Here is a 22,974-nt window from a genome sequence, read left to right as displayed (position 1 = left end):
CGGGGTCAGGACCTGCTGCCGCGACTCGTCTCGTGCGATGGGGCGCTCATCAGCACCTCCAGCGCACGGATGACCCTGCTCCCTCCCAGGACCAGTTCCGCGCCGGGCAGGGCACGCTTGCGCGTCATTGCCTCGCGAACGTCCGCGTAGGGCCGTCGGGCCAGGGCGGCGTGGACGGCACCGGCCTCGTTTCGCCTCTCCCTTTCGATCTCGTCCAGGTAGAGGCACAGCATGCCCCGGGCCTCGATGAAAGCGTCCGCGCGTCCCTGTCGCAGTACGAACCGGTTCAGGTCGAACACGTAGATGCTCACCTCCCCTTTCGGGGTCAGAGCCGTGTACTCGCCGTTGGAGAAGGTCAGGTCCAGGTGGTCCAGAGGGTCCTCACCGCTGGGGTCGATCAGAAGGGGTGACCCGTCGGCGTCCACGGGAAACCGGTCCCCCTTGGCATGGCTGTTGCAGTGTGAACAGGCGAGCAGGTGATTGGGCCAGTCGAAGGTCCGTTCAGGCGCGTGTGTGACGGGCTCGTGGTGGTCGACGGCCGTCCCCTCGCTATCACTGCAATACATACACCTGTTGAGGCCGGCCGCCATGACCTGGAGGGCCGACTGCAGATCCCTCCGGCAGGTCCTGGCGCCCTTCCATAGCGCCTTGGCCTTCTTGCCGTCCAGCTTTTCCCGAACGATCCTCTGGGTGCGGCGGCCCAGATCCTCGGCCAGCGCCGAAGGCAGAGCCGTCCTCTCGACGCGGATCATCCCGGGCGGTTCAGGCTGGCGGCGACCTCAGCCACCCGGGCGGACGGTGAGCTGGTGAGTAGCTGGTTGATCCGCACGTACTCGTCCCTCTCCGCGGAGGTGGCCACTCCTCTCATCACCGCGCGTTCGAGTTCGGCCAGGCGGCGACGCTTTCGCTCGGCCTCCTCCGAGTAGGGCGTGTCGATACCGAAGAGGTCCGTGAGGAGGGCGTCGTCACCGCTCCCGTACACGATGCGCTGGTACAGGTCCTCGGACACGACCCTGGGCGATTTCTCCTCGTTGACCCCGGGAAGGCGGATGAGGCCGCCGGGATCCGCACTCTGACAGATGTAGGGGCTGTGCGAGGAGACGATGAACTGGATGTTGGGAAAGTGCTCTTTCAACCAGTTGCCGATGGCTTTCTGCCAGCTCACATGGAGATGAACGTCGACCTCGTCGATGAGGACGACGCCGGGCATGATGACACGAGGGTGACCTCGGTCATCCTCGGACAGTGCTTCTTCGCCTCCCGCCCAGTGGAGTTGCCGCACCAGGTCGAGTACCAGAGCCGCCACCGTGCGGTAGCCGTCACTCACCTCCCGAAGAGCGCTTCTCTTCCCGGCGTGTTCCACCCACAGGCCGTCGGCGTCCACATGGGACACCTGGAAACCGTCGGGAAGCAGCCCGTCATTCAGGATCCTGAAGACGAAGTTCAAAGGCTCCTCGGGTGGGGAACCTCCGCCTCTTTGTCGCAGGAGCAGGTCCTTGAGCCACTGGACGCTTTCGGAGAGGGAGACATCCTCGTCGAACAGACTGGCCAGGCGGGCGACCGGGCCGTTGTTGAGGGTGAGTCTTTGAGCTGCAGTTGACCCCCCCTCCAACCGCCGGAACGGTCCGTATCCAGCGACGTACCATCCGGGGGTTTCCTCGGACCAGGGGCCGCGTTCAGGAGACTTGCTTCCTTTGCCCTGTGACGTGTTTGACGGTCCGACCACTGATTCACGTAGATGCCGGTCGATATCCAATCGCTTCCACTGCAAGGAACCGGCGAAGCTCTCCTGCGGACGGCGACCTTGGGTGAATCGGTCCCAGTAGTCGTCGGGGCGGATGGTGGCTCTGATCTCTCCCGAAGCGGAGTCGTGTGAGACCCAGTGGTCGAAGTCGGGAACGAGATGACGTGCGTAGGAAGGGCCGACAAGGCCCAGCGCTATCGCGCGGAGTAGCGTCGTCTTGCCTGACCCGTTGCGACCCGCCAAGACCGTCCAGCTACCCTTTCCCTCCAGCGGATCCACAGGTGTGGGGAAGGTGAGGTCCGCGGCGCGTTCACCGTGGAAGCCACGGATGCCGTTGACCCTGACTCGCTCGATGTACAAGGGGACTCCGCCTTGGCTGGGTGGTGGTGTGCTGTGCGTCCCACCTTAAGGGCCTCCTCCCATTGGTCACGGGCCTTCTCCAGCTACCTAGAATCACCACGACAGTGCTGATGAGAGCAGGGAGACCACATGGGCAAGCGCAGCGGGAAAGCGGTCAGGGAGCGCAACAACCAGACGCCCCCGCCGATACCCGAGCCCCTGCGTGTCCCGGTGGCCGACAGCCACACCCACATGGACATGCAGACCCCGGAGGTCGAGGAGGTCATCGCCACCGCCGAGGGCGTCGGGGTGACCCCGCTCGTCCAGGTGGGCGTGGACCTGCCGTCCTCGCGCTGGGCGGCCGAGGTCGCCGCTGCGCACCCCGGCCGGGTCTGGGCGGCCGTGGCCCTGCACCCCAACGAGGCGCCGCGCGTCGTGCACGGCGACGGCGCTCAGGGCGTGGAGGTGGACGACACCGACTGGGCGGGCAAGCTCCGCGAGCCCGGGGGGACGGCGGAGCTGGAGGCGCAACTGGCCGGGATCGACGAACTGGCCGCCCTGCCCCAGGTCGTCGCGGTCGGCGAGACCGGTATGGACGCCTTCCGCACCGGCCCCGAGGGGAAGCGCGCGCAGGAGGAGTCCTTCCGCCGCCACATCGGCATCGCCAGGCGCCACGGCAAGGCCGTGATGATTCACGACCGGGACGCGCACGAGGACGTGCTGCGGATCCTGGCCGACGAGGGCGCCCCGGACACGGTGGTCTTCCACTGCTTCTCCGGTGACGCGGCGATGGCCAAGGTGTGCGCCGAGCGCGGCTACTTCATGAGCTTCGCGGGCAACGTCACCTTCGCCAGCGCCGAGTCACTGAGGGAGGCGGCCGCCGTGGCGCCGCCGGAGCTGATGCTGGTGGAGACCGACGCGCCCTTCCTCACTCCCAAGCCCTACCGGGGCCGTCCCAACGCCCCGTACCTCGTTCCGCACACGCTGCGGGCGCTGGCGGAGACCAAGGGCATGGACGAGGACGAGCTGGCCGGGATCATCGCGGACAACGCGCGGCGGGCCTTCGGATTCTGAGAGCCCTCCTCCCGCGACACGCGTGAAGGCGCGCCCCCCGCCCGCTCCGGGGCACGGGGGCCGCGCGGGCACTAACGGCCGCGCTTGCGCCAGGCGTTCTCCCTGGCCTGCCGCTCGGCGGACTTCCACTGCCTCCTGCGCTCGGTGCGCAGGCGGGCGTCGCCTCGGGACCGGTTCCACTCGGCCTCGCGCCGGAGTTTGTTCCAGCGCTCCAGGCGCCGTACGTCCAGCTCGCCCTCGTCCACGGCGGCGTTGACCGCGCAGCCGGGCTCCGCGCCGTGCGCGCAGTCGCGGAAGCGGCACCGCTCGGCGAGGCCGGCCACGTCGGCGAAGGCCCGGTCCACGCCGGCCTCGGCGCCGGGCACGTCGATGCGCCGCACGCCGGGGATGTCCAGGACCAGTGCGCCGCCGGGCAGCCGCAGGAGCTGGCGGTGGGTGGTGGTGTGCCGTCCCCGCCGGTCCTGGCGGAGCTCGCCGGTGTCCGTCAGCGTGTGTCCGGCCACCGCGTTGACCAGGCTGGACTTGCCCGCACCGGAGGTGCCCAGCAGCACCCAGGTGGTGCCGGGCCGGAGCCGGGCGGAGAGCTCCTCCAGCCCGAGGCCGGTGTGCGCGCTGACGGTGTACACGTCGGCGCCGGTGGTCACCGACTCGACGAGTTCGAGCACCTCGGGGAGGCGCTCCCCGGCCAGTTCGGCCTTGGTGACCGCCACGACCGGGGTCGCGCCGCTCGCCCAGGCCAGGCTCAGGAAACGCTCCAGGCGGCCCATGTTGGGCCCCTGGTCGGCGGCCTCGCAGATGAGGACCGCGTCGATGTTGGCGGCCAGCACCTGGTCGTGCGAATCCCTGGCCACACCCTGGCGGACGAGGCTGCCGACGCGTTCGAGGACGGCCTCCACGAGCCAGACGTCGCCGGAGCGGCGCACCGCGACCCAGTCGCCGGCGCACGGGGCGGTGGACGGGTCGGCCCGCGCCGCCCTGGTGACGGCGGGGGAGTAGCCGGCGGTCGTCTCCTGGGGAAGGCGGACCACCGCCCCGCCGCGGCGCGAGGAGGCCACGCGCGCGGGGAGCAGGGGATGGGCACTGGCGGAGGCGACGGTGTCGAAGGCCCGCTCGACACGGCGGTTCCACCCCAGCGGGGTCAGCGGATGGGTGGTGGGGGCGGCTGTGCTGCTGTACGTACTCACGGCGGACTCTCTACGGGGCGAGCCGCCCGGAGGGTCTCCGGCTCAGGGCTCGCGAACGATCGGGAAGGTCGGTGTGGAACCACTCGTGGTGACGGTCATGGCTCTGTTCCTCTCCGTCGTCGTGGGCCGCCGTGGTGCGGCGCTCCGGCCCGGCGAGTCTAGGCCGGGGCCCCGGACCGTGCCACCGGTTTTCCCGGCGGCGGGGCCGGTTCAGCGCCGCCTGGTCCACACGTCGTGGGCGCCGCCCGGCACGGACCGGCCCCCCGGCACGGACTGGGGTCCGGTGGAGTGCCGGGGCGTGTACCCGTCGGGGAGCGTGTCCGGTGCGTCCTCGGGCCGGGACGGGTCGGCGTGAACCGGGCGCGTGGCATAGGAGGGGCGTTCGTCCTCGACACCCAGGAGGAGGAAGAGGCTGCAGATCAGCAGGAAGATGAACAGGCCCACGATCAGGGGCAGCAGCAGGTCGGACGCGGTGGCCCCGTCCGGGGCCCCGAAGCGGGAGAACTGCGGCTGCGTGATGTGGACGCCCATCATGCCGGTGTAGTGCATGGTGGTCACCGCGACCGCCATCACGACGGACGCGGCCCCGATGGCCGCGTGTCCGCGCAGCCGGGAGGCGAACCACAGGGAGAGGGTGGCGGCCACCAGCGCGACGGCGCAGGCCAGGGCGATGTACAGGGGTTCGTGGTGGATGTCCCCGTGGACGTTCATCGAGTACATGCCGGTGTAGTGCATGGCGATGATGCCGGTCCCGGCGACGAGCCCGCCGAACAGGAGCCAGGAGGCCGTCCTCCCGGCGACGGTCATGGTGAGCGCGACGGCGATCACCACGATGGCGATGACACCGCTGGCCATGGTGAGCGCGGCGTCGTAGCGGATGGCGATCCCGGGCGGGGAGAAGCCCATCATGGCGATGAAGTGCATCGACCACATGGCCATCCCGCCGAGGGAGACGGAGGCCAGGGCCAGCCACTGCCAGCGCACGGGGCCCGTCACGCGGCGCGCGCGTGCGGCGAAGGAGAGCCCGAGGAAGGAGCCGATCGCCGAGACCACGAAGGCGATGGCGGGGATGAGCCAGTCCTGGGGGAGGTGATCGAGCACAACTCACTACCTTCCATGACCTTGGTCACAATTTGGCCGTGTATGGATAGTAGGGAGAAATGCCACCGTGGCGCCAGGGGTGTGTGCCAACGCGTTGGCCCGATGTGGCCAGCGACAACGCAGGGAATCAGGTGCGTGACGCTCGGGCACGGTCGTGCGGAATCAGGAACGGAACCAAGGCCGGAAACAGGACCAGAACCGGAATCAGGGGCGGAACCGGAAACAGGACCGGAATCGAAATGGGAGTCGGATCCGGAACAGGGAGCGGACCCGCCCCGCCCGGGACACGGGCGGGGCGACCCCCGGGCAGCCGTCCGGGGACCACCGCACGGAGGTCCTACCTCCGGGGGTTCCACACGTCGGCGGAGCGGTGCCGGGCGGTGTAGGACTCGTCGTCCTCCTCGGAGGACACGGGGTCCTCGTCCCCGTCCCGCGCGGAGGAGCCGCCGCGGAATCCGGAGTCGCTCACGTCCAGCATCAGCAGCAGACTGCACACCATCAGGAAGACGAACAGTCCGATGACCAGCGGCAGCAGCAGCTCGGGGGCGGTCGAACCGGGGAGCTGGGGCACGCTCGGGGACTCCTCCACCGTGACGTGTACGCCGAACATGCCGGTGTAGTGCATGCAGGTGACCGCGACGCCCATGACCAGGGACGCGGCGAGGGTCGGGAGCGGGCCCTGCAGACGCAGCGCGAACCAGAGGGCGACCGTCGCCGCGACCAGGGCGATGGCGGCGGCCATCACCACGAACAGCGGGTCGTGCCCCATGTGGCCGTGCATGTTGATGGAGGCCATGCCCATGTAGTGCATGGCGACGACCCCGGATCCGGCGATGGCACCGCCGACCATCAGGGATCCGGGCGTGCGGCGGGTGATGGTCAGGTACAGGGCCACGCCCATGACCACGATGGCGAGCAGCCCGCTGGCCACGGTGAGCGCGATGTCGTAGCGGATGGCCGTACCGGCGACCTGGAAGCCCATCATGGCGATGAAGTGCATCGACCACACGGCGGTTCCGCCGATACACGTCGCGCTGAGCACCAGCCACGCCCAGCGGACGGTGCCGACGCTCATGCGGGCCCGGGACGCGAACACCAGTCCCACGAACGAGCCGATCACGGACACGGTGTAGGCGACCGCGGGTGTCAGCGGCCCCTGGGTGAAGTGGTCGATCATGGCCGCCGCTCCCGGCTTGTCGGAGATGGGGGGACTCTCTGCAGCAGCAATCCTAGGGAGCGGGTGTTCTCAGCCGGTCACACCGCGGTCACGTCCGGACGTCGGGGGTGGTCGCGGTGGTGTGCGGTCGTCGTCCCGCGCGGTGCGGCGCGCGGCGGACACCGCACACGCGGAAGGTCACTCCGCTAGAGGGTGGGTCCGGGAGACGCTCAGACCCGCGAAGGCGATCCTGGCCAGGGTGTCGGCGATCTCCGAGGAGTCCAGTCCGCGGTCGGGCTTGTACCACTCCGCGATCGAGTTGACCATGCCGAACAGCAGGCGGGCCGCGACCGCCGGGTCCACGTCCGGGCGGATGCCGCCCTCGGCGGCGCCCTGGCGCACCAGGTCGGCGATCAGGCGGTCGAACTCGCGGCGCCGCTCCAGGGCGCGTTTCTCCACCTCGGTGTTGCCGCGTACCCGTAGCAGCAGGGTCACGTGGGGCAACTCCTCCACCAGCACCCGCACACTGCCGCGTAGTACGTGCTCCAGGCGGTCGACGGCCGGGCCGGTGGTCGAGGCCTCCTCGCGGGTGACCGCGAACAGGGCGTCCATGGCCAGGTCCAGCGAGCGGCGCAGCAGTTCGGTCTTGCCGGTGACGTGGTGGTAGATGGCCGACTTGGTCACGCCCAGGGCGCGGGCCAGGTCCTCCATGCTCGTGCCGTCGTATCCGCGTTCGTTGAACACGCGCGCGGCCACGCGCAGGACGGAGTCGGCGTCATGGCCGGGGCGGCCTGAGCGCCTCCGTCCCGCGGCTCCGCGACGGGAGGGCACTGGTTCGACAGGGGAAGATCTGGACACGGTTGTCGAATCTACCTGGTGGAGGCGGCCCGGTGTGCGGAGCGGCCGAAGGCGCCGCCTGTGTGCGCCGGGACCTCCACGAGGATTTGCTAACTTAACGAACGGTCGGTTAGTAAGGCATTCTAGCGGGGTTCGCCGACGTCCGCGGCCTCTGGCGGCCGCCAGGCCCGGCCGGACGCCGGGGCCGGCCGGACGCCGGGGCCGGCCGGACGCCGGGGCCGGCCGGACGCCGGGGCCGGGCCCCGAAGGCGGGCCCCGGGGGCGGGGCCGGGGGCGCGAAAAAGGTTTACCAGAACACGGGGGAGTGGCCGATCGAAATGTTTCCCGTGGTCACCACCATGCCCCTGGCGCCGCCTTCCCGGCTTTCGGGAGAAGCGCGCCAGGAGAGCGCTGAAAGCACTTGATGGTTTTCGCGGAGCAAGAGTAGCTTGGCCCTCGTTCGGCGGCATAAGTCCTGACTCCCCCTGTCGGGAATGAGGGCCTCCAGGGCTGTCACTCGTCGCGGCGCCTCCTCGAACAGGGGAGCAGGCGCTGGCGCCGGTACGCCTCCCGCCACCCCGGCGAGGGCCGCGCCCCGGAGGGAGGAGCTGGTGCACGGACAGGCCCCCCTCGCCGCGGCCCTGGGGCACGCTTCGCGCGGCGCGGTCACCGCCGCGGTGGAGGCGCACCGCACCGGGGCGGTCCTCCGCGGCCACGTCGGCGACCTGCGAGAGCCGGTGGGTCCGGGGGTCCGGACGCCGTCCCGGCCCGCTACGACCTGGCGACCTCCGAGGTTGCCTGGCTCTGCCCCGGCCGCGCCGGTCCCGGGCCTCCACACGGGCCTCCCCGGCCCCTCACACGGGCCTCCCCGGCCCCTCACACGGGCCTTCCGCCCCGTCCTGGCCGGGCCACAAGGCCCGAAAACCCCACACAATGAGAGAAGTGATCGTCCGGAACGCTCAGGACGATCACTTTTGTCTTCGGGGCGAACCGTGCATTCCGCTCATGATGCCTTTCCGGTAAAAGGAACTTCGCGTCCCCGTAAGCAGGCACAACGTGAAAAATTGTCGAAAAGGCTGCGGTGCGGCCGCCCGGTCCTTATTCTCGTGATGTCCGCAAAGGGCAGTTCGCCTGATTCGTCACGGGCCGTTGGGAGACCCGGCCCCGCTTCGCAAAGGACCGACGTGCGCTTCGACCAACAGCTACGGGAGATGCTCGATACGTCCGGCGTGCACAGTGTCTGCCTCGTGGACTGGCGAGGCGGACGCGTCCTCACCCACGCCGGTGCCGACGACCCTGCCACGGAGACGGCGGAGATGCTCCGGGCCATCCGCGGCGGTCCGCTGTGCGCTGCCCAGACACTGGAGGACGTGGTCGTCACCGACGCCGACCACCACCTGCTGTTCGCCGTCCTGGAGGACTCCAGCCTGTGCGTGCAGGTACGCATGAGCCGTACGGAGGGAAGCCTCGGTTTCACCCTGCGGCAGCTGCGCCGACTGGCGCGCACGGCACGGGTGCCCCCGCTGCCTCCACCGCCTCCGCCGCCCCCACCGCCCAGGAACGACTCCGACCACCCGCCCCGCCGTGGCCGGGACCGGCCACGCCCCACCGCCCGGACCGCCACGCCCGTGGACCGGAGGGTCCTGGAGCGCGTCGTCACCGCGCTCCGCTCACTGTCCGTCGACCGTTCCCGGTCGGTGACCGCGTGACCCCTGGCCCGTCCCGACGCGGCGTCGTGGGCCTACGCCACTGGATGGCCGACAAGGCGTTGCGCCGACGAACCCAAAGGAGAGAGAAGGACATGCCCAACATCGAGACCGGACTCAAGGAAATGATGGAGATCGACGGGGCGGTCGGTGCCGCCGTCGTCGACTACAGCAGCGGGATGGCGCTGGGCACCCTCAGTGCGACCAACTCGCTCGACCTCACCGTCGCCGCGGCCGGGAACACCGAGGTGGTCCGCGCCAAGATGCGCACCATGGACCAGCTCGGGCTCAACGACGCGATCGAGGACATCCTCATCACCCTGTCCGGCCAGTACCACGTCATCCGGCCCCTCACCAGCAAGAAGGGCCAGGGGCTCTTCCTCTACCTGGCCCTCGACCGCTCCCGGGGCAACCTCGCCCTGGCCCGGCACCGCCTCAAGGCCATCGAGGAGACCCTGGAGGTCTGACCAGGCGCTTCACGGGGACCGGGAGGGAAGGGGCCCCGGTCCCCTGATTCGCTTCCGAGTCCGGACGCGATGGGGGAGAATGCCGGTGTCAGCCCCCCGACGCCGCAGGGAGACCCGGTATGTTCCGGATCGTGATCAGCCGCCTCACCGATGACGGACTGCGCATCACCCCCGAACGCAGGAGCACCGCCATGTCCGTCGACGAGGCGGTGAGCGCCGTCGAGGAACACCTGCCCACCGTGGACACCACGGCCTTCGGCAGCGACGCCGTGCAGAGTTCCGTCAACCGGGTCAACGACTTCCGCCACGACGTCTCCACCGCGGACGGCGGCCACTACCGGGTGGTCATCGCCCCCATGATGTGAGCCCTCGCGCGCCGGCCCGGGGCCCGGTCGGCCGGACCGTCGCGTCGGGACGGCCCGGCCGACCGGATCAGTCCGAGCCGAAGGCGGAGTCGAAGGAGGCCTCCGGCGGGTCGTAGGCCTTCGACCGGACGAAGTCCACCGCCTCGGCGGCCCCGACCAGCCGGTCCATGCCCGCGTCCTCCCACTCCACCGAGATCGGCCCCTGGTAGCCGATCGCGTTCAGCGTGCGGAAGCAGTCCTCCCAGGGCACGTCGCCGTGCCCCGTCGACACGAAGTCCCAGCCGCGGCGGGGGTCGCCCCAGGGCAGGTGGGAACCCAACCGCCCGTTGCGGCCGTTGCCCGTCCGCTTGCGGGTGTCCTTGCAGTCCACGTGGTAGATCCGGTCGCGGAAGTCCCACAGGAACCCGGCCGGGTCGATGTCCTGCCACACCATGTGGCTGGGATCCCAGTTCAGGCCGAACGCGGGGCGGTGGCCCACCGCCTCCAGCGCCTTCTCGGTCGACCAGTAGTCGTAGGCGATCTCGGAGGGGTGCACCTCGTGGGCGAAGCGCACCCCCACCTCGTCGAACACGTCCAGGATCGGGTTCCACCGGTCGGCGAAGTCCCGGTACCCCGCCTCGATGACGTCCCCGCCCACCGGCGGGAACATCGCCACGTACTTCCAGATCGCCGAACCCGTGAAGCCCACCACCGTGGACACGCCGAGCCTCGCGGCGGCGCGCGCGGTGGTGGCCATCTCCTCGGCGGCCCGCCGGCGTACGCCCTCGGGCTCCCCGTCCCCCCACACCCGCGCGGGCAGGATGTCCCGGTGGCGCTGGTCGATGGGGTCGTCGCAGACGGCCTGGCCGAGCAGGTGGTTGGAGATCGCCCACACACCCAGCCCGTGGCGTTCGAGCACGCCCAGCCGGTCGCGCACGTACCCGTCGTCGACGGCGGCCCGGGTGACGTCGAGGTGGTCGCCCCAGCAGGCGATCTCCAGGCCGTCGTAGCCCCAGGCGGAGGCCAGTGAGCACACCTCCTCGAAGGGCAGGTCGGCCCACTGTCCGGTGAAGAGGGTGACTGGTCGTGGCATGTCGGTGCCTTCCGTGCTCGGGTTCGGATGCGGATGCTCTGGGCTCAGTGGTCGTGGCCGCCCCCGGAGCCCGGGTCCCTCCCGCTCCCGGCCTCGGCGCCGTCGGGTCGGAGGGCCCCGCTGTCGGGTGCGGCGGGCAGGTACAGGTGGACGTGGCCGTGGCCGGTGTCCACGCTGGCCATGTCGAGGTGGGTGGCGGCCACCGACCACGAGCGGACCGCCTGGTCCCGCAGGTCCATGGCGATGTGGAGGGTGTCCATGCGCAGGTCCTCGTCCTCGACCAGCGCGGCCCCGGCGTAGGCCTCGACCGACATGGACAGCAGCCGGACGGAGGAGGTCAGGCCCGCCTGGACGGCCTCGTGGACGGTGTCGTCCCCGGACGGCCCGCCGAAGTGGTCCGCGGCCTCCCGCACGTCGGTGCGCCAGGAGTGGACCACCGAGGCGTCGGTCAGGTCCAGGGGCGGATGCGAGCCGTCGGTGGGCAGGAACTCCTCCATGGCCTCCACCACGGGGACCATTCCCTCGTGGGCGGTACGGGTGTGTCCGACGAGTTCGCCGACACGGTCGGCGTCGGGCTGGTAGGCGGTGGTCGCGGCGGTGGCGGGTTCGGGGCCGCCCCCCGCCGTGGCCATACCGCTGAGGAGGACGACGGCGGCGCCGGCCATCGTGAGCGAGGTCCCGGTCAGCCACCAGGCGGACGGGGCGGCCGCCACCGGATCCCGGCCCTCGGGTGTCTTCGGCGCGGGAGCGGAGGGGGAGTGCTGTCGTGCGGACATGGTGACGTCTCCTGTGGGGGAGGGAGCCGCCCTACTTCAGTAAGCGCTTTCCGATGAGCGCGGCACCGAGCGGGGGTGTGGACGTTGCCATCCTTGCCCGTCGCCGACGGTGGTGCGGACACCGCGGTGGGCGGGAGGGCCGCGCGCGGCGGAGCTGCGGAGAAGGCGCTGCCTAGCACGGGGACTCCTCCCGTCGGGTCAGGGAACGAAGGAAGGCCAGGCCGTCGACGGCGAGCGCGTCCTGGCTCGCCGCCAGCGGTCGCCAGACGGAGGCCGCCGTGGCGATGCTGGCATTGTCCGCCGTGAACGACTCGATGACCAGAGGGCCTTCATACCCCGACGCGTCCAGCGCGTCGAGGATCCCGGGCCAGTCCAGGTGGTCCGCGCCGGGGGCGCCCCTGTCGTTGGCGCACACCTGCACGTGCTCGATCCTTCCGGCGGCCCGCCTGATCGCCGCCGCCACGTCCCGCTCCTCGATGTTCATGTGGTACACGTCCAGGGCCAGCCCGCAGTGCTCGGCGGGCAGGTCGGCGAGCAGTTCCAGCCCCTGGTCCACCGTGTTGGCCACACTGGTCTCGTACCGGTTGAGCGGTTCCACCGCGAGGGAGACCCCCGCGGCCGAGGCGTGCCCGACCACGGGGGCCAGCGCCTCGGTCAGCTCGGCGGCGATCCCCGCCCGCTCTCGCGGGGACATCCGCCAGGTGCGGCCGACCGAGGCGTAGGCCGGTCCGGCGATGACGGAGGAGCCGACCGCCGCCGCCGTGTCCACGACCCTTCTGAGATAGTCCTGTGTGGCCGACCGGGTGGCCGGGTCGGTGGCGACCAGCTCCCGGCCCGGACCCATGACCAGTACGACGCTGGCGGCCAGGCCCAGCCCGTCCAACAGCGCCCGGGCGCGCCGGGGGTCCCAGTCACCCGCGTTCTCCACGGGGAGCTCGATCGTGTCGAACCCCCATCCCGCCACGCGGGGCGCGATCCGCTCCAGCGCGGCGTCGGTCAGCGGTGACGTCCACACCCACGTGTTGACCCCCAGCGCCCTCATCTACCGCTCCGTCCACGCCTCGGGGAAGCCCGGCAGGTCCTCGCCGCCGAACTTCGCGTAGTGCAGGGACGGCATGTCCGCGTTGCGCTCCAGGTACTCGTCCAGTTCGTCTTCGCGGATCGGCTCCTGCGGCAGGACCCACTCGGAGGGGACGTCCTCACCGGCGAGGATCATGTCGGCGGCCAGGATCGGGGTCCGCCACTGGAAGTTGGAGTAGACGGGCGCGATCGCGGTGAGCTCCTCCTCCTTCCACTTGCGCATGAAGCTCAGCTCGTCCTCACCGGCGATGACCGGGTAGGGCTGTCCGGCGTCCTCGAAGGCCTCCAGGCCCGCGACGGCGCCGTCCCCGGCGTCCATCCAGATGCCGTCGACCTCGCCGCGCTGGAGGTGCTGGGAGACCAGGTCCTTGATCTTGGCGCCGTCGCCCTCGGTGAACTCGTGGCCGAGCACCTCCAGCTCGCTGTCGGCGAAGATCTCCTGAGCCGCCGCCCAGCGGTGTTCGAGCACGTCCACGCCGGGCAGGATGCGCAGCGCCAGCACGGTGGAGCCGGGCTCCAGGTTCTCGACCAGGAAGTCGGCCGCGTCCGCGCCGTAGGCGTAGCCGCCGATCGGGTGGATGAAGGTGACCATGCAGTCGGTGTTCACGCCGCGGTCGAAGACCACGACCGGAACGCCGCTCTCACAGGCGGTCTCCACGGCCGGGGTCAGGGTCGCGGTGGTGGAGGGCGAGATGATGATGGCGTCGCAGTCCCCGGAGTCCACGAACGCCTGGATGTCGGAGATCTGCTGGTTGTCGTCGTCGGCGGCGTCGGACACCCGGAACTCACCGATGCGCCCCTCCTCCTGGAGGGCCTCCACCTGCTGCTCCATGGTGATGAAGCCGGTGACGCGCCAGGGGTTGGACACCGAGGCGTTGGAGAAGCACAGCGTCGCGTCCTCGGGCGCGTCGTGGACGAACTCGGAGGTGTCGATCCACTCGGGTTCGATCGCCTGCATCCAGGGCTGGTCCTCGGGACCCTCCGGGGGGATCTCGCGCTGGGCCAGCTGGGCCTCGAACTCGGCCTCGTCGAACCACTCCTCGTCGGGGGTGAGCTCGGCGCCGCTCCCGCCCTCGGGGGAGTCGGCGGGGGCGTCCGTCGTACACGCCGTGAGCATCAGGGTCAGGCCGGCGGCGCCGGCGAGCAGCACGCGGGGTACGCGCATGGTTACCTCCTGGAAGTGCCGAGCGACCGCTCGGTCGGATGGGCCGGTCGCCGTCGCAGGCGCTCCGGCAGTCGAAGGTCGCCCCGGCGGGCGGCGTAGGCCACCGCGGCGATGATGATGAGCCCCTGCACCGACGGCTGGATCGTCGAGGGCAGGTAGAGCTGGTTGAACAGGGTGAACAGGGCCTCCACCGTCAGGGCGCCCAGGACGGCGGCGACCACGGTGCCGCGCCCGCCGCCCAGCACCACCCCGCCGAGTACGACGGCGGTGATGGCGGTGAACTCCAGCCCGTCCCCGACCTGCGCGGTGACACCGGCGTATCCGCCGATGAGGATGGCGGCGACGGTGGCCATCAGCGAGGAGCCGACGAAGGCCATGGTGCGCACCCGCCACACCCGCACCCCGGAGAACGCGGCGGCGACGTCGTTGTCGCCCGTCGCGACGAGGGAGCGGCCGAAGGGCGAGCGCATGAGGAACACGGCGCCCACCGCCAGCACCAGGGCGATGACCAGCGCCCACGGGAGCTCGCCGAGGAACGGTACGCCCTCGATCCCGTGGCGTCCGGGGACCCGGAAGGACTCCGAGAGCGCGCCGGTGGGCGCGCCGCCGGTCCAGTAGCGGACGGCGCCGAACAGGATCAGCATCGTGCCGAGCGTGGTGATGATCGACGGCACCCTGAGCAGTGTGGTCACCAGGCCGTTGACCAGGCCCACGACCAGGCCGAAGACCATCATGAGGCCGATTACCGGCAGGGTCATGGCCTCCTGGCCGTCGATGAGCCGGGCCGCGATCACCACCTGGGCGCCCACCAGGGACCCGACCGACAGGTCGAACTCCCCGGAGACGATCACCAGGTACTGGCCGATCGCCAGGATCACCAGCGGCGCGGCCTTCTTGGCGAAGGACATCAGCGGCGGACCCTCGAAGAACGACGGGTTCTGGGTGGCGATGACCACGAAGATCAGCGCCAGCAGCAGGGCGACGGTCGCCGTGCCGCCCCGGCCCAGCGCGGCGAGCGCGGTCGGCGCGCCCGAACGGCGTGAGCCGCCGGAGTCGCCGGTGCCGCGCACGTCCTGGGTGGGGTTCGGGGTCATCGGAGGCCTCCGAGGGGCTGCGGTGCGGGACCGGTCTCCGGGTCGGGGTCGGACTCGGGGGAGGGATCGGGGCCTGGCCGCGAACCCGGGCCTGGACCGGGTGGCGCGGTGCCGCCCGAGGGGAAGCGCACCCGCCTGGCGGGGTGCCCGCGGCGGGCGTAGACGGCCACGGCGGCGATGACGATGACGCCGCGCAGCACGTCCTTGACGAACGGGTCGACCGCCAGCACGTTGAACACCGTGTCGAGCGTGGCGAGGATGAGCACCCCCGCGACCGTTCCGGCCACGCCGCCGCGCCCGCCGAGCAGGTAGGTGCCGCCCAGCACCACGGCCGCGATGGCCTCCAGCTCGTAGCCGCCGGAGTAGACCGTGGCGCTTCCGGTGCCGAACCGGGCGGCCAGCAGCAGGCCGGCCACACCGGCCGTGACCGAGCACAGCACGTGCGCGGTGACCGTGGGCACCCCGGAACGGATCCCCGAGAGCCGGGCGACCTCGGCGTCGCCGCCGACCGCGTACATGTGGTAGCCCGTCCGGGTTCGCCGCAGGAACAGCACCGCCGCCAGCGCCACGCCCAGCATCACCAGGGTGGAGACGGGCAGCACGCCGATCCGGGTGTAGCCGAAGGCCTGGAAGGCGGCGGGGATCGATCCGGCCGGACCCTGGAAGTTCGTGTCCAGGTAGCCCTTGATCACCAGCCCCATGCCCAGGGTGGCGATGAAGGGGTTGACCCGCAGCCTGGTCACCACCAGCCCGTTGGCCAGGCCGATCAGCCCGGCCACGCCGAGTGTCGCGCCCACGCCGAGCAGGACGCGGGAGGGGTCGCCCGCCATGGTGGTGGCCGCGACCACGGTGGACAGCGCGGCGACGTAGCCCACCGACAGGTCCAGGGAGCGGCACAGGATGACGAGCGTCTGCCCGATGGCCAGGAACCCCAGCAGGCTGCTGCGGGTGAACAGGTCGACGGTGTTGGCGGTGGTGAACAGGTTGCCGCCCCGCGCGGCCACGAGGGCCGCGCTCAGCGCGAGCAGCAGCACCAGGGCGAGGTAGACCAGCCCGGTGGTGTCCAGGCGCGGTCGCGGATTCCGGGTGAGGGGGATCGGTGGGCGTGTCACGGGGCGGCCTCCTCGTGCCGTGCCGGGGAACCGCCGCCGTTCTCCTCGGAGGACGACGGGCCGTCGGGGGAGGCGTCGCCGGCGGAGGCCGACGCTCGGGGGTCGTGGGCGGCGGAGCCGTCCCCGTGCGGTGATCCGGTGGCCGCCGCCATGACGGCCTCCTCACCGGACCCGCCGGGAAGCTCGCCCGCCACCCGGCCGTCCCGCAGGACGACCAGCCGGTCGGACATGCCGATCAGCTCGGGCAGCTCGGAGGAGATGAGCACGATCGCCACACCCGCCGCCGCCAGTTCGCGCATCAGCCGGTAGACGGCCTGCTTGGCGCCCACGTCGATACCGCGCGTGGGCTCGTCGAGCACCATCACGCCGGGTTCGGTGGCCAGCCACTTGGCCAGCACCACCTTCTGCTGGTTGCCGCCGGACAGGTAGCGGACCTCCTGGCCGTGGCCGCCGCGCGCGACCAGCTCCACCGAGGAGAGGATGCCCGGGAGCCGCCTGGCCCGCCGGGCCGACCCGAGGGGCCAGACCGCGTCCAGGACCAGGCGTCCGTTGGCCGCGACCGACTGGTTCAGCGCCAGTCCCTGCGTCTTCCGGTCCTCGGTGACCAGCACCAGCCCGGAGCGCACGGCCTGGCGCGGCGAGCGCGGGTCGACCCTGCGGCCGTCCACGGAGACCTCGCCGCGGGTGAAGCGCTCGACGCCGAAGAGGGCGTGGGCGACCTCCGTGCGCCCGCTGCCCTGGAGCCCGCCCAGGCCCAGGATCTCGCCGCCGCGCACCTCGAAGCCGATCCCGTCCAGCTGGGTGTTGCCGCCGCCGGCCACCGACAGCCGTACCCTCCCCACGTGCGCGCCGTGCGGCTCCAGCCGCTCGGGGAAGACCGCCGAGACCGGGCGCCCCACCATCTTGCGGACCAGCTCGGAGGGGCTGACCCCGTCGGCGGGGACGGTGTCCACCCGGTACCCGTCCTTGAGGACGGTGATCGTGTCGGCCAGGTCGAAGATCTCCTTCATACGGTGCGACACGTACAGCACCGCCACACCGCGTTCGCGCAGGCGGCCGATGATCCGGTAGAGCACCTCCACCTCGTGGTCGGCCAGCGCGGCGGTCGGCTCGTCCATGGAGATGATGCGCGCGTCGTGCGAGAGCGCCTTGACGATCTCCACGATCTGCTGCTCGGCCACCGACAGCGACCGGACCCTGGACCGTGGGGCGATGCCCTCCAGGCCCAGTTCGGCGAGCAGTTCGGCGGTGGCCCGCTCCATGGCCCGGCCGTCCACCAGGCCGCGGCGGCGGATCTCCCGGCCCAGGAAGACGTTCTCGGCGACGGTGCGCTCGGGCAGGAGGTTGAACTCCTGGAAGACCGTGGTCACGCCCGCGCGCTGCGCTTGGACGGGGTGCTCGAAGGAGACCGGCCTCCCCTCCAGCTCGATGGTTCCCCCGTCCGCGCGGTGCACGCCGGCCAGCACCTTCATCAGGGTGGACTTGCCCGCGCCGTTCTCACCGACCAGCGCGTGCAGCTCGCCGGGGTGCAGCTCCAGGTCCACGCCGTGCAGCACGCGCACGCCCAGGAAGGACTTGCTGACGCCGCTCATCCGGAGCAGGAGCTCGGTGGTCATCCCCCGTCCACCTCCGGGACGTCGACCCAGCGGCGCTCGTCGGCCGAGGTCAGCACGGCCTCGGCCAGGACGGCGGCGCGCAGGCCGTCGGCGAACACGGGCAGGCCCTCGGGGATCCTCCCCGCGATGGCGGCGCCGGTGTCGGACACCAGCGCGTTGAAGCAGTCCTGGTAGCCCTGCGGGTGCCCCACGGGGGTGGTGGCCAGGCGCGCCGCGTCCGGGCTCAGTTCGGGGTCGTCGCGGGTGATGACGCCGGTGCGGCCCCGGCTGCCCGCCCAGAGGGTCTCGGGCCGCTCCTGGTCGAAGAGCAGGGAGCCCTCGGTACCGGAGACCTCCAGGACCAGGCGGTTCTTGCGTCCGGGGGAGACCTGGCTGATGACGGCGCCGCCGATCACGCCGCCCGCCGTGGCGAACTGGAGGGCCACCAGGTCCTCGGTGGTCACGGGGCGGCCGTCGCGGGTGTCGTTGACGCGGGAGGTCTGGGCGCTGACCGAGGTGATGCGGTCGCCGGTGACGAACTCCAACATGTCGCACCAGTGGGAGCCGATGTCGCCGAAGGCGCGGGTCGGTCCGCCGAGGTCGGGGTCGACCCGCCAGTTGTCCTCCTCCGGGTACAGGAGCCAGTCCTGGAGGTAGCCGCCGTGGGCGAGGCTCACGCGGCCGATGGAACCGGTGGCGACCCGGGCGCGCGCCTCGCGGGCCATGGGGTGGAACCGGTAGGCGAAGGGGACGACGGCGACCCGCTCGGCCTCCTTCGCGGTGCGGACGAGGTGGCGCGCGGTGTCGGCGTCGGTGGCCAGGGGCTTCTCGCACACCACGTGCTTGCCGGCGGCCAGGGCGGCCAGGCTCAGCGGGGCGTGGAGGTGGTTGGGGGTGCACACGTGGACCACGTCCACGTCGTCGCTGTGGATGAGTTCGAGGGCGTCGGCGTGGACCCGGGCGACGTTGTTGTCGATGCGGAACCGCTCGGCCTTGTCGGGGGAGGAACCCGTGACCCCGACGACCTCGCCACCGGCGGCGCGGACGGCGTGGGAGTGGACCCGGCCCATGAAGCCGGTGCCGATCACCGCGGCGCGGTAGGCGTTCGGGGCGGTCAGCCCGGAATCCGGCGCTTCGCCCAGGCTTGTGACCTTTCTCACTGACATGCCCAGAACAGTACGCCTGACTTATGTCGATGGTCAAGCATAAGTTGCAGGATAGATACGCAGTAGCCTGATAACGATCGGTCAATAGATCCTGTGCTTCACTGTTCGTATGACGGAAGACGCGCTGACTCGCCCGGGGGGACAAGGCTTGACCGTCGCTCCGACCGCCGCACCGGGTGCGGGAACCCTGCTCCAGCTCCTGCGGGACGGAAAGCCGCGCACCCGCTCCGAACTGGCCTCGGTCACCGGCCTGGCCCGCTCGACCGTCACCCAGCGCGTGGACGCCCTGCTCTCCAGCGGACTCATCGGGCCCGCGGGCGAGGCCGTCTCCACCGGGGGCAGGCCCCCCACGACCTTCTCCTTCCGGCCCGACGCCCGCGTGGTCCTGGCCGCCGACCTGGGCGCCACCCACGCCCGGCTCGCCCTCACCGACATGTCCGGGACGGTGCTCGCCGAGGAGCGCGCCGACCTGGACATCGCGCTGGGCCCAGAGCCCGTCCTGGACTGGGTCGTGGAGAGGGGCCGCGGCCTGCTGGAGGGCGCGCGGCGGCGGGTGGACGAGCTGCTCGGTCTGGGCATCGGCCTCCCGGGCCCGGTGCAGCACTCCACCGGGCGCGCGGTCAATCCGCCGATCATGCCCGGGTGGGACGACTTCGACGTCCCCTGCTACGTCCACGACCGGCTCGACGTGCCGGTCCTGGTGGACAACGACGTCAACATCATGGCGCTCGGGGAGCACCACACCGCCTGGCCCGCGGCCAGCCACCTGATGTTCGTCAAGGTCGCCACCGGCATCGGCTGCGGGATCATCAGCGAGGGCAGCGTCTACCGGGGGGCGCAGGGGGCCGCCGGGGACATGGGGCACATCCACGTCCCCAGCGGCGACGAACGGCCCTGCCGCTGCGGCAACACCGGCTGCCTGGAGGCCGTGGCCAGCGGCGCCGCCCTGGCCGCCGGGCTCACCGCCGGGGGCGTGTCCGCCGGCGGGGCCCGCGACGTGGTGGAGCTGTCCCGCAACGGGTCGGTGCCCGCGCTGCGCGCGCTGCGCCAGGCGGGCCGCGACATCGGCGAGGTCCTGGCCGCGTCGGTGAACATGTTCAACCCGGCGGTCATCGTCATCGGCGGAGCGCTCGCCCTGGCCGGGGACCACCTGCTCGCCGGGGTCCGGGAGGTCATCTACCAGCGGTCGCTGCCACTGGCCACCGAGCACCTGAACATCGTCTCGTCCGTGGCGGGGGAGAGCGCCGGCGTGGTCGGCGCCGCCGTCATGGTGATCGAGCACTGTCTGAGCCCCGAGCACGCGGACGCCCTGATCAACGGGGCCTGAAGTGCTCCATCAGCTCCCGGAACCGGTGCCAGCCGTCCGGTTCCACTCCGTCCCCGATCCGGTACCAGACCAGCGGGGCCACGGGCGAGCCGAAGACGGTGCCCCGCACCGGTGCGGCCAGCGCCCTCCCCCGGCCCGTCTCCAGCACCCCCTCCGGGCCCACGGCCAGCCCCACGGGGACGGACACACCCGCCCAGCGGGGCGCGTACGCCGGGCCCTCGCGGCCACCAGGGGTTCGGACATGCGAAAGGGGGGCGGAGCCGCTCGGCTCCGCCCCCCTCGGGCGGCACGGGTCAGGGTGCGCCACGGGTCACCGGGGTCTCGGGCTACCCCGCGTGCCTGTCACCGGGAGCCTGTCGGCTCTGCCTGGCCTGCTCCCTGGCCTGCTCCGCCTCCGCGTCCAACTCCTGGGCGCGGACCTGGTTCCTGCGGTACTCGTCCTGCTTGACGTCGGGCAGGACGCCCTCCTGCCGCAGAACGGGATCCTCGCCCTGCGCGGGCTCCTTCGGATCCACGGGCCGCGTCTCGTCCCTCGGTTCCGTCTCCCCGACGGGCCTGACGTTCGCCTCCGACGCCCGCGCCGTGCGCGCGGAGCCGGTACCCACCGACCGGCTGCTCAGGGTGGCCGAGCGCGCCACGCTCCGCAGGAGGGTGATGATCGCGATACCCGTGACCAGGTTGATCACGGCCGTGGCGACCTGGCTCGGCATCCCGGCCGCCTCGCTGAACGGGGCGACGGCGGCGATCGCGGTCGCCAGCCCCAGGATCCAGCCGAAGAACTTCAGCGCCCTCGGTGCGCTGAGCAGCAGCAGGTGGATCAGGGCCGTGGCCAGCAGGGCGGCGACGGCGGCCATGAGGGCGTACGCGGCGGTGCTCGCGTCACCCAGGTTCCCGGCCTCCTCCGGCGCGAGCACCGGGACCCCGAACACTCCTCGGAAGACCAGGGTGCCCGCGAAGATCACCAGCCCCGCGACGACGGCCGTGGCCAGTCCTCCCGACCACAGGCGTGTGCTGTTGACGGGTCGTTCGCTTCCTATCTCAGTCATGCCAGTACCCCCAGATACTGTGCTTCGAAGCCGTTACTACCCCACATGTGCCCGTGTACTACGAGTCACCGGGAAAAGCCGCATCGTGCCTGTTCATCCCGCATGCCCTGGGACGCCGCCGAAAACGGTCACGGCCCCGCCCGCCGATTCGCCACCCCGTCCGGCCGCTCCTTCCGCACATCCGCTCCCGGTGCTCGGCACGTGGAACACTGGAACCATGTCTCACTTCGCGCACGCCCGCGTCGACCTCGACGCGATCTCCCACAACGCGCGGCTGCTCCGCGGGTTCGCCGGCGGTACTCCGCTCATGGGAGTGGTCAAGGCCGACGGTTACGGGCACGGCATGCTCCCCGCGGCCCGCGCCCTGATCGCGGGCGGCGCGACCTGGCTGGGCACCGCCTTCATCGGCGAGGCCCTCGAACTGCGCCGCGCCGGGTTCACTCTGCCCGTCCTGGCCTGGATCATTCCGCCCGGCGAACCGGTGGCGGAGGCCGTCGGGGCCGACGTCGACCTCGGGGTGAGCGACCGCGCGGTCCTGGACACGGTGATCGCCGAGGCCGGGCGCCTGGGCCGCACCGCACGCGTGCAGCTCAAGGCCGACACCGGCCTCAACCGCGGCGGGGTCGACCCGGCCGACTGGCAGAACCTGGTGGAGGCCGCCGCCCGCGCCGAGGACGAGGGGCACCTGCGCGTCTCCGGGGTGTGGTCGCACTTCGCCTGCGCCGACGAGCCCGGCCACCCCTCCATCGCGCTCCAGCTCTCCCGCTTCCACGAGGCGCTGGAGACCGCGGACAAGGCGGGCCTGGCCCCCGAGGTCCGCCACATCGCCAACTCGGCCGCGCTGCTCACCCTCCCCGAGGCGCGCTTCGACCTCGTCCGCGGCGGGATCGCCGGTTACGGCCTGTGCCCCATCCCGGACTTCGACGCGACCGGACTGCGCCCCGCGATGACGCTGCGCTCGCGGATCGCCCTCACCAAGCGCGTCCCGGCGGGCAGCGGTGTCTCCTACGGCCACCGCTACGTCACCGACCGGGAGACCACCCTGGCCCTGGTGCCGCTCGGCTACGCCGACGGCGTCCCCCGTGCCGCCACCAACAAGGGACCCGTCCTGCTCGGCGGCCGGGCCCGCGTCATCTCGGGAACAGTCTGCATGGACCAGTTCGTTGTGGATGTCGGCGACGACGCGGTGGAGGACGGGGAGTACGCGGTGCTGTTCGGCGATCCCGGAGAGAACCCGGACACCCCGACCGCGGAGGACTGGGCCCGGATCCTGGACACCATCCCGTACGAGATCGTCACCAGGGTGGGTGTCCGGGTCCCGCGCGAGTACGTCGGCGCCCCGGCCTGAGCGGAGGCGGTACGCGGGTCCGTACGAGGACCCGGCAGGGCCGGGCACGACCCCGGCGGGGCTTCGGCACGGCCGTCCGGCCGATCGCCGCGATCCGGTCACGGTTCTCCTCCGCCCCGCCTAATCTGGATGGGGAACGCGCCCCGGCGCGCCCGTCAGGAACGCGCCCCGACCCGGCGCGCTCCGAAAGCCACGAACCGTCCACCACATCCGACACGAG

At 71.6% G+C, this 22,974-nt stretch carries 22 protein-coding genes; 6 read left to right on the top strand and 16 right to left on the bottom strand.

What is annotated here, in order from left to right:
• Window positions 1-5: 5 nt before the first annotated feature.
• Window positions 6-752 carry an HNH endonuclease family protein gene (locus tag FYX01_RS01855; RefSeq protein ID WP_223830263.1) on the bottom strand — a complete coding sequence of 249 codons (747 nt, stop codon included), beginning with the start codon at window positions 750-752 and terminating at the stop codon, window positions 6-8.
• Window positions 749-2,104: an AAA family ATPase gene (locus tag FYX01_RS01850; protein WP_150236841.1), complete on the bottom strand. Its 1,356-nt coding sequence runs from the start codon at window positions 2,102-2,104 to the stop codon at window positions 749-751. The genes FYX01_RS01855 and FYX01_RS01850 overlap by 4 nt, the downstream gene beginning before the upstream one ends.
• A 129-nt stretch (window positions 2,105-2,233) precedes the next feature.
• Here FYX01_RS01850 and FYX01_RS01845 point away from each other — a divergent pair, with 129 nt between their 5' ends.
• A complete protein-coding gene (locus tag FYX01_RS01845; protein WP_150236838.1) occupies window positions 2,234-3,157 on the top strand; it encodes a TatD family hydrolase in 924 nt (307 codons plus the stop codon).
• Window positions 3,158-3,228: 71 nt separating this feature from the next.
• On the opposite strand, the gene rsgA is transcribed toward FYX01_RS01845, so the two are convergent.
• From rsgA to FYX01_RS01825, 4 genes are all read right to left on the bottom strand, one after another.
• Complete coding sequence (gene rsgA, locus FYX01_RS01840) at window positions 3,229-4,341, bottom strand: ribosome small subunit-dependent GTPase A (RefSeq protein WP_150236836.1); 1,113 nt, start codon at window positions 4,339-4,341, stop codon at window positions 3,229-3,231.
• Window positions 4,342-4,551: 210 nt separating this feature from the next.
• The gene (locus FYX01_RS01835) at window positions 4,552-5,442 is read right to left on the bottom strand and encodes an MHYT domain-containing protein (RefSeq protein ID WP_150236835.1); all 891 of its coding nucleotides are present in this window, start codon (window positions 5,440-5,442) and stop codon (window positions 4,552-4,554) included.
• Window positions 5,443-5,779: 337 nt separating this feature from the next.
• A complete protein-coding gene (locus FYX01_RS01830) occupies window positions 5,780-6,619 on the bottom strand; it encodes an MHYT domain-containing protein (RefSeq protein WP_150236833.1) in 840 nt (279 codons plus the stop codon).
• A 177-nt stretch (window positions 6,620-6,796) separates the two neighbouring features.
• The gene (locus FYX01_RS01825) at window positions 6,797-7,354 is read right to left on the bottom strand and encodes a TetR/AcrR family transcriptional regulator (protein WP_150236831.1); all 558 of its coding nucleotides are present in this window, start codon (window positions 7,352-7,354) and stop codon (window positions 6,797-6,799) included.
• Between the two features lie 1,265 nt (window positions 7,355-8,619).
• Between FYX01_RS01825 and FYX01_RS01815 the strand changes: the two genes are divergently transcribed.
• The 3 genes from FYX01_RS01815 (at window position 8,620) to FYX01_RS01805 (ending at window position 9,973) form a co-directional block, all read left to right on the top strand.
• Entirely contained in the window at window positions 8,620-9,144 is a 525-nt protein-coding gene (locus FYX01_RS01815) for a hypothetical protein (protein ID WP_150236829.1), read from the top strand.
• A 92-nt stretch (window positions 9,145-9,236) separates the two neighbouring features.
• Window positions 9,237-9,608: a hypothetical protein gene (locus FYX01_RS01810; RefSeq protein WP_150236827.1), complete on the top strand. Its 372-nt coding sequence runs from the start codon at window positions 9,237-9,239 to the stop codon at window positions 9,606-9,608.
• Window positions 9,609-9,727: 119 nt separating this feature from the next.
• On the top strand, window positions 9,728-9,973 hold the full coding sequence (locus FYX01_RS01805; protein ID WP_150236825.1) for a hypothetical protein: 246 nt from the start codon (window positions 9,728-9,730) through the stop codon (window positions 9,971-9,973).
• 67 nt (window positions 9,974-10,040) lie between these two features.
• Here FYX01_RS01805 and FYX01_RS01800 read toward each other — a convergent pair whose 3' ends face one another.
• From FYX01_RS01800 to FYX01_RS01765, 8 genes are all read right to left on the bottom strand, one after another.
• A complete protein-coding gene (locus tag FYX01_RS01800; protein ID WP_150236823.1) occupies window positions 10,041-11,045 on the bottom strand; it encodes a sugar phosphate isomerase/epimerase family protein in 1,005 nt (334 codons plus the stop codon).
• A gap of 44 nt (window positions 11,046-11,089) precedes the next feature.
• On the bottom strand, window positions 11,090-11,821 hold the full coding sequence (locus FYX01_RS01795) for a hypothetical protein (RefSeq protein WP_150236822.1): 732 nt from the start codon (window positions 11,819-11,821) through the stop codon (window positions 11,090-11,092).
• Between the two features lie 172 nt (window positions 11,822-11,993).
• Complete coding sequence (locus FYX01_RS01790; protein ID WP_150236820.1) at window positions 11,994-12,863, bottom strand: sugar phosphate isomerase/epimerase family protein; 870 nt, start codon at window positions 12,861-12,863, stop codon at window positions 11,994-11,996.
• A complete protein-coding gene (locus tag FYX01_RS01785; protein ID WP_150236818.1) occupies window positions 12,864-14,066 on the bottom strand; it encodes a substrate-binding domain-containing protein in 1,203 nt (400 codons plus the stop codon).
• A 2-nt stretch (window positions 14,067-14,068) separates the two neighbouring features.
• Window positions 14,069-15,160, bottom strand: a complete 1,092-nt coding sequence (locus tag FYX01_RS01780; RefSeq protein ID WP_150236816.1) for an ABC transporter permease — start codon at window positions 15,158-15,160, stop codon at window positions 14,069-14,071.
• Complete coding sequence (locus FYX01_RS01775; protein ID WP_150236815.1) at window positions 15,157-16,272, bottom strand: ABC transporter permease; 1,116 nt, start codon at window positions 16,270-16,272, stop codon at window positions 15,157-15,159. Before FYX01_RS01775 ends, FYX01_RS01780 begins: the two co-directional genes overlap by 4 nt.
• On the bottom strand, window positions 16,269-17,888 hold the full coding sequence (locus tag FYX01_RS01770) for a sugar ABC transporter ATP-binding protein (RefSeq protein ID WP_150236813.1): 1,620 nt from the start codon (window positions 17,886-17,888) through the stop codon (window positions 16,269-16,271). The genes FYX01_RS01775 and FYX01_RS01770 overlap by 4 nt, the downstream gene beginning before the upstream one ends.
• Complete coding sequence (locus FYX01_RS01765; RefSeq protein ID WP_150237015.1) at window positions 17,885-19,027, bottom strand: Gfo/Idh/MocA family protein; 1,143 nt, start codon at window positions 19,025-19,027, stop codon at window positions 17,885-17,887. Before FYX01_RS01765 ends, FYX01_RS01770 begins: the two co-directional genes overlap by 4 nt.
• Before the next feature lie 115 nt (window positions 19,028-19,142).
• Between FYX01_RS01765 and FYX01_RS01760 the strand changes: the two genes are divergently transcribed.
• Window positions 19,143-20,360, top strand: a complete 1,218-nt coding sequence (locus FYX01_RS01760; protein ID WP_150236811.1) for an ROK family transcriptional regulator — start codon at window positions 19,143-19,145, stop codon at window positions 20,358-20,360.
• On the opposite strand, the gene FYX01_RS27005 is transcribed toward FYX01_RS01760, so the two are convergent.
• Both FYX01_RS27005 and FYX01_RS01750 read right to left on the bottom strand, forming a co-directional pair.
• Window positions 20,347-20,547 carry a DUF6177 family protein gene (locus FYX01_RS27005; protein ID WP_190394142.1) on the bottom strand — a complete coding sequence of 67 codons (201 nt, stop codon included), beginning with the start codon at window positions 20,545-20,547 and terminating at the stop codon, window positions 20,347-20,349. The genes FYX01_RS01760 and FYX01_RS27005 overlap by 14 nt on opposite strands.
• A gap of 139 nt (window positions 20,548-20,686) precedes the next feature.
• Window positions 20,687-21,406, bottom strand: a complete 720-nt coding sequence (locus tag FYX01_RS01750; RefSeq protein ID WP_150236809.1) for a DUF6069 family protein — start codon at window positions 21,404-21,406, stop codon at window positions 20,687-20,689.
• Window positions 21,407-21,623: 217 nt separating this feature from the next.
• Between FYX01_RS01750 and alr the strand changes: the two genes are divergently transcribed.
• Entirely contained in the window at window positions 21,624-22,754 is a 1,131-nt protein-coding gene (gene alr / locus FYX01_RS01745; RefSeq protein ID WP_150236807.1) for an alanine racemase, read from the top strand.
• Window positions 22,755-22,974: the final 220 nt, after the last annotated feature.

The sequence above is a fragment of the Nocardiopsis quinghaiensis genome, from assembly GCF_008638365.1.
Lineage (GTDB): Bacteria > Actinomycetota > Actinomycetes > Streptosporangiales > Streptosporangiaceae > Nocardiopsis > Nocardiopsis quinghaiensis.
This window is presented reverse-complemented; position numbering and strand designations above follow the sequence as displayed.

Bases quoted from the DNA above. Each gene is read 5' to 3' on its own strand.
- FYX01_RS01805 (WP_150236825.1), top strand. From the start codon at position 9,728: ATGTTCCGGATCGTGATCAGCCGCCTCACCGATGACGGACTGCGCATC.
- FYX01_RS01830 (WP_150236833.1), bottom strand. From the start codon at position 6,619: ATGATCGACCACTTCACCCAGGGGCCGCTGACACCCGCGGTCGCCTAC.
- FYX01_RS01785 (WP_150236818.1), bottom strand. From the start codon at position 14,066: ATGCGCGTACCCCGCGTGCTGCTCGCCGGCGCCGCCGGCCTGACCCTG.
- FYX01_RS01855 (WP_223830263.1), bottom strand. From the start codon at position 752: ATGATCCGCGTCGAGAGGACGGCTCTGCCTTCGGCGCTGGCCGAGGAT.
- FYX01_RS01770 (WP_150236813.1), bottom strand. From the start codon at position 17,888: ATGACCACCGAGCTCCTGCTCCGGATGAGCGGCGTCAGCAAGTCCTTC.
- FYX01_RS01760 (WP_150236811.1), top strand. From the start codon at position 19,143: ATGACGGAAGACGCGCTGACTCGCCCGGGGGGACAAGGCTTGACCGTC.
- FYX01_RS01800 (WP_150236823.1), bottom strand. From the start codon at position 11,045: ATGCCACGACCAGTCACCCTCTTCACCGGACAGTGGGCCGACCTGCCC.
- FYX01_RS01780 (WP_150236816.1), bottom strand. From the start codon at position 15,160: ATGACCCCGAACCCCACCCAGGACGTGCGCGGCACCGGCGACTCCGGC.
- alr (WP_150236807.1), top strand. From the start codon at position 21,624: ATGTCTCACTTCGCGCACGCCCGCGTCGACCTCGACGCGATCTCCCAC.
- FYX01_RS01810 (WP_150236827.1), top strand. From the start codon at position 9,237: ATGCCCAACATCGAGACCGGACTCAAGGAAATGATGGAGATCGACGGG.
- FYX01_RS01750 (WP_150236809.1), bottom strand. From the start codon at position 21,406: ATGACTGAGATAGGAAGCGAACGACCCGTCAACAGCACACGCCTGTGG.
- FYX01_RS01795 (WP_150236822.1), bottom strand. From the start codon at position 11,821: ATGTCCGCACGACAGCACTCCCCCTCCGCTCCCGCGCCGAAGACACCC.
- FYX01_RS01845 (WP_150236838.1), top strand. From the start codon at position 2,234: ATGGGCAAGCGCAGCGGGAAAGCGGTCAGGGAGCGCAACAACCAGACG.
- FYX01_RS01790 (WP_150236820.1), bottom strand. From the start codon at position 12,863: ATGAGGGCGCTGGGGGTCAACACGTGGGTGTGGACGTCACCGCTGACC.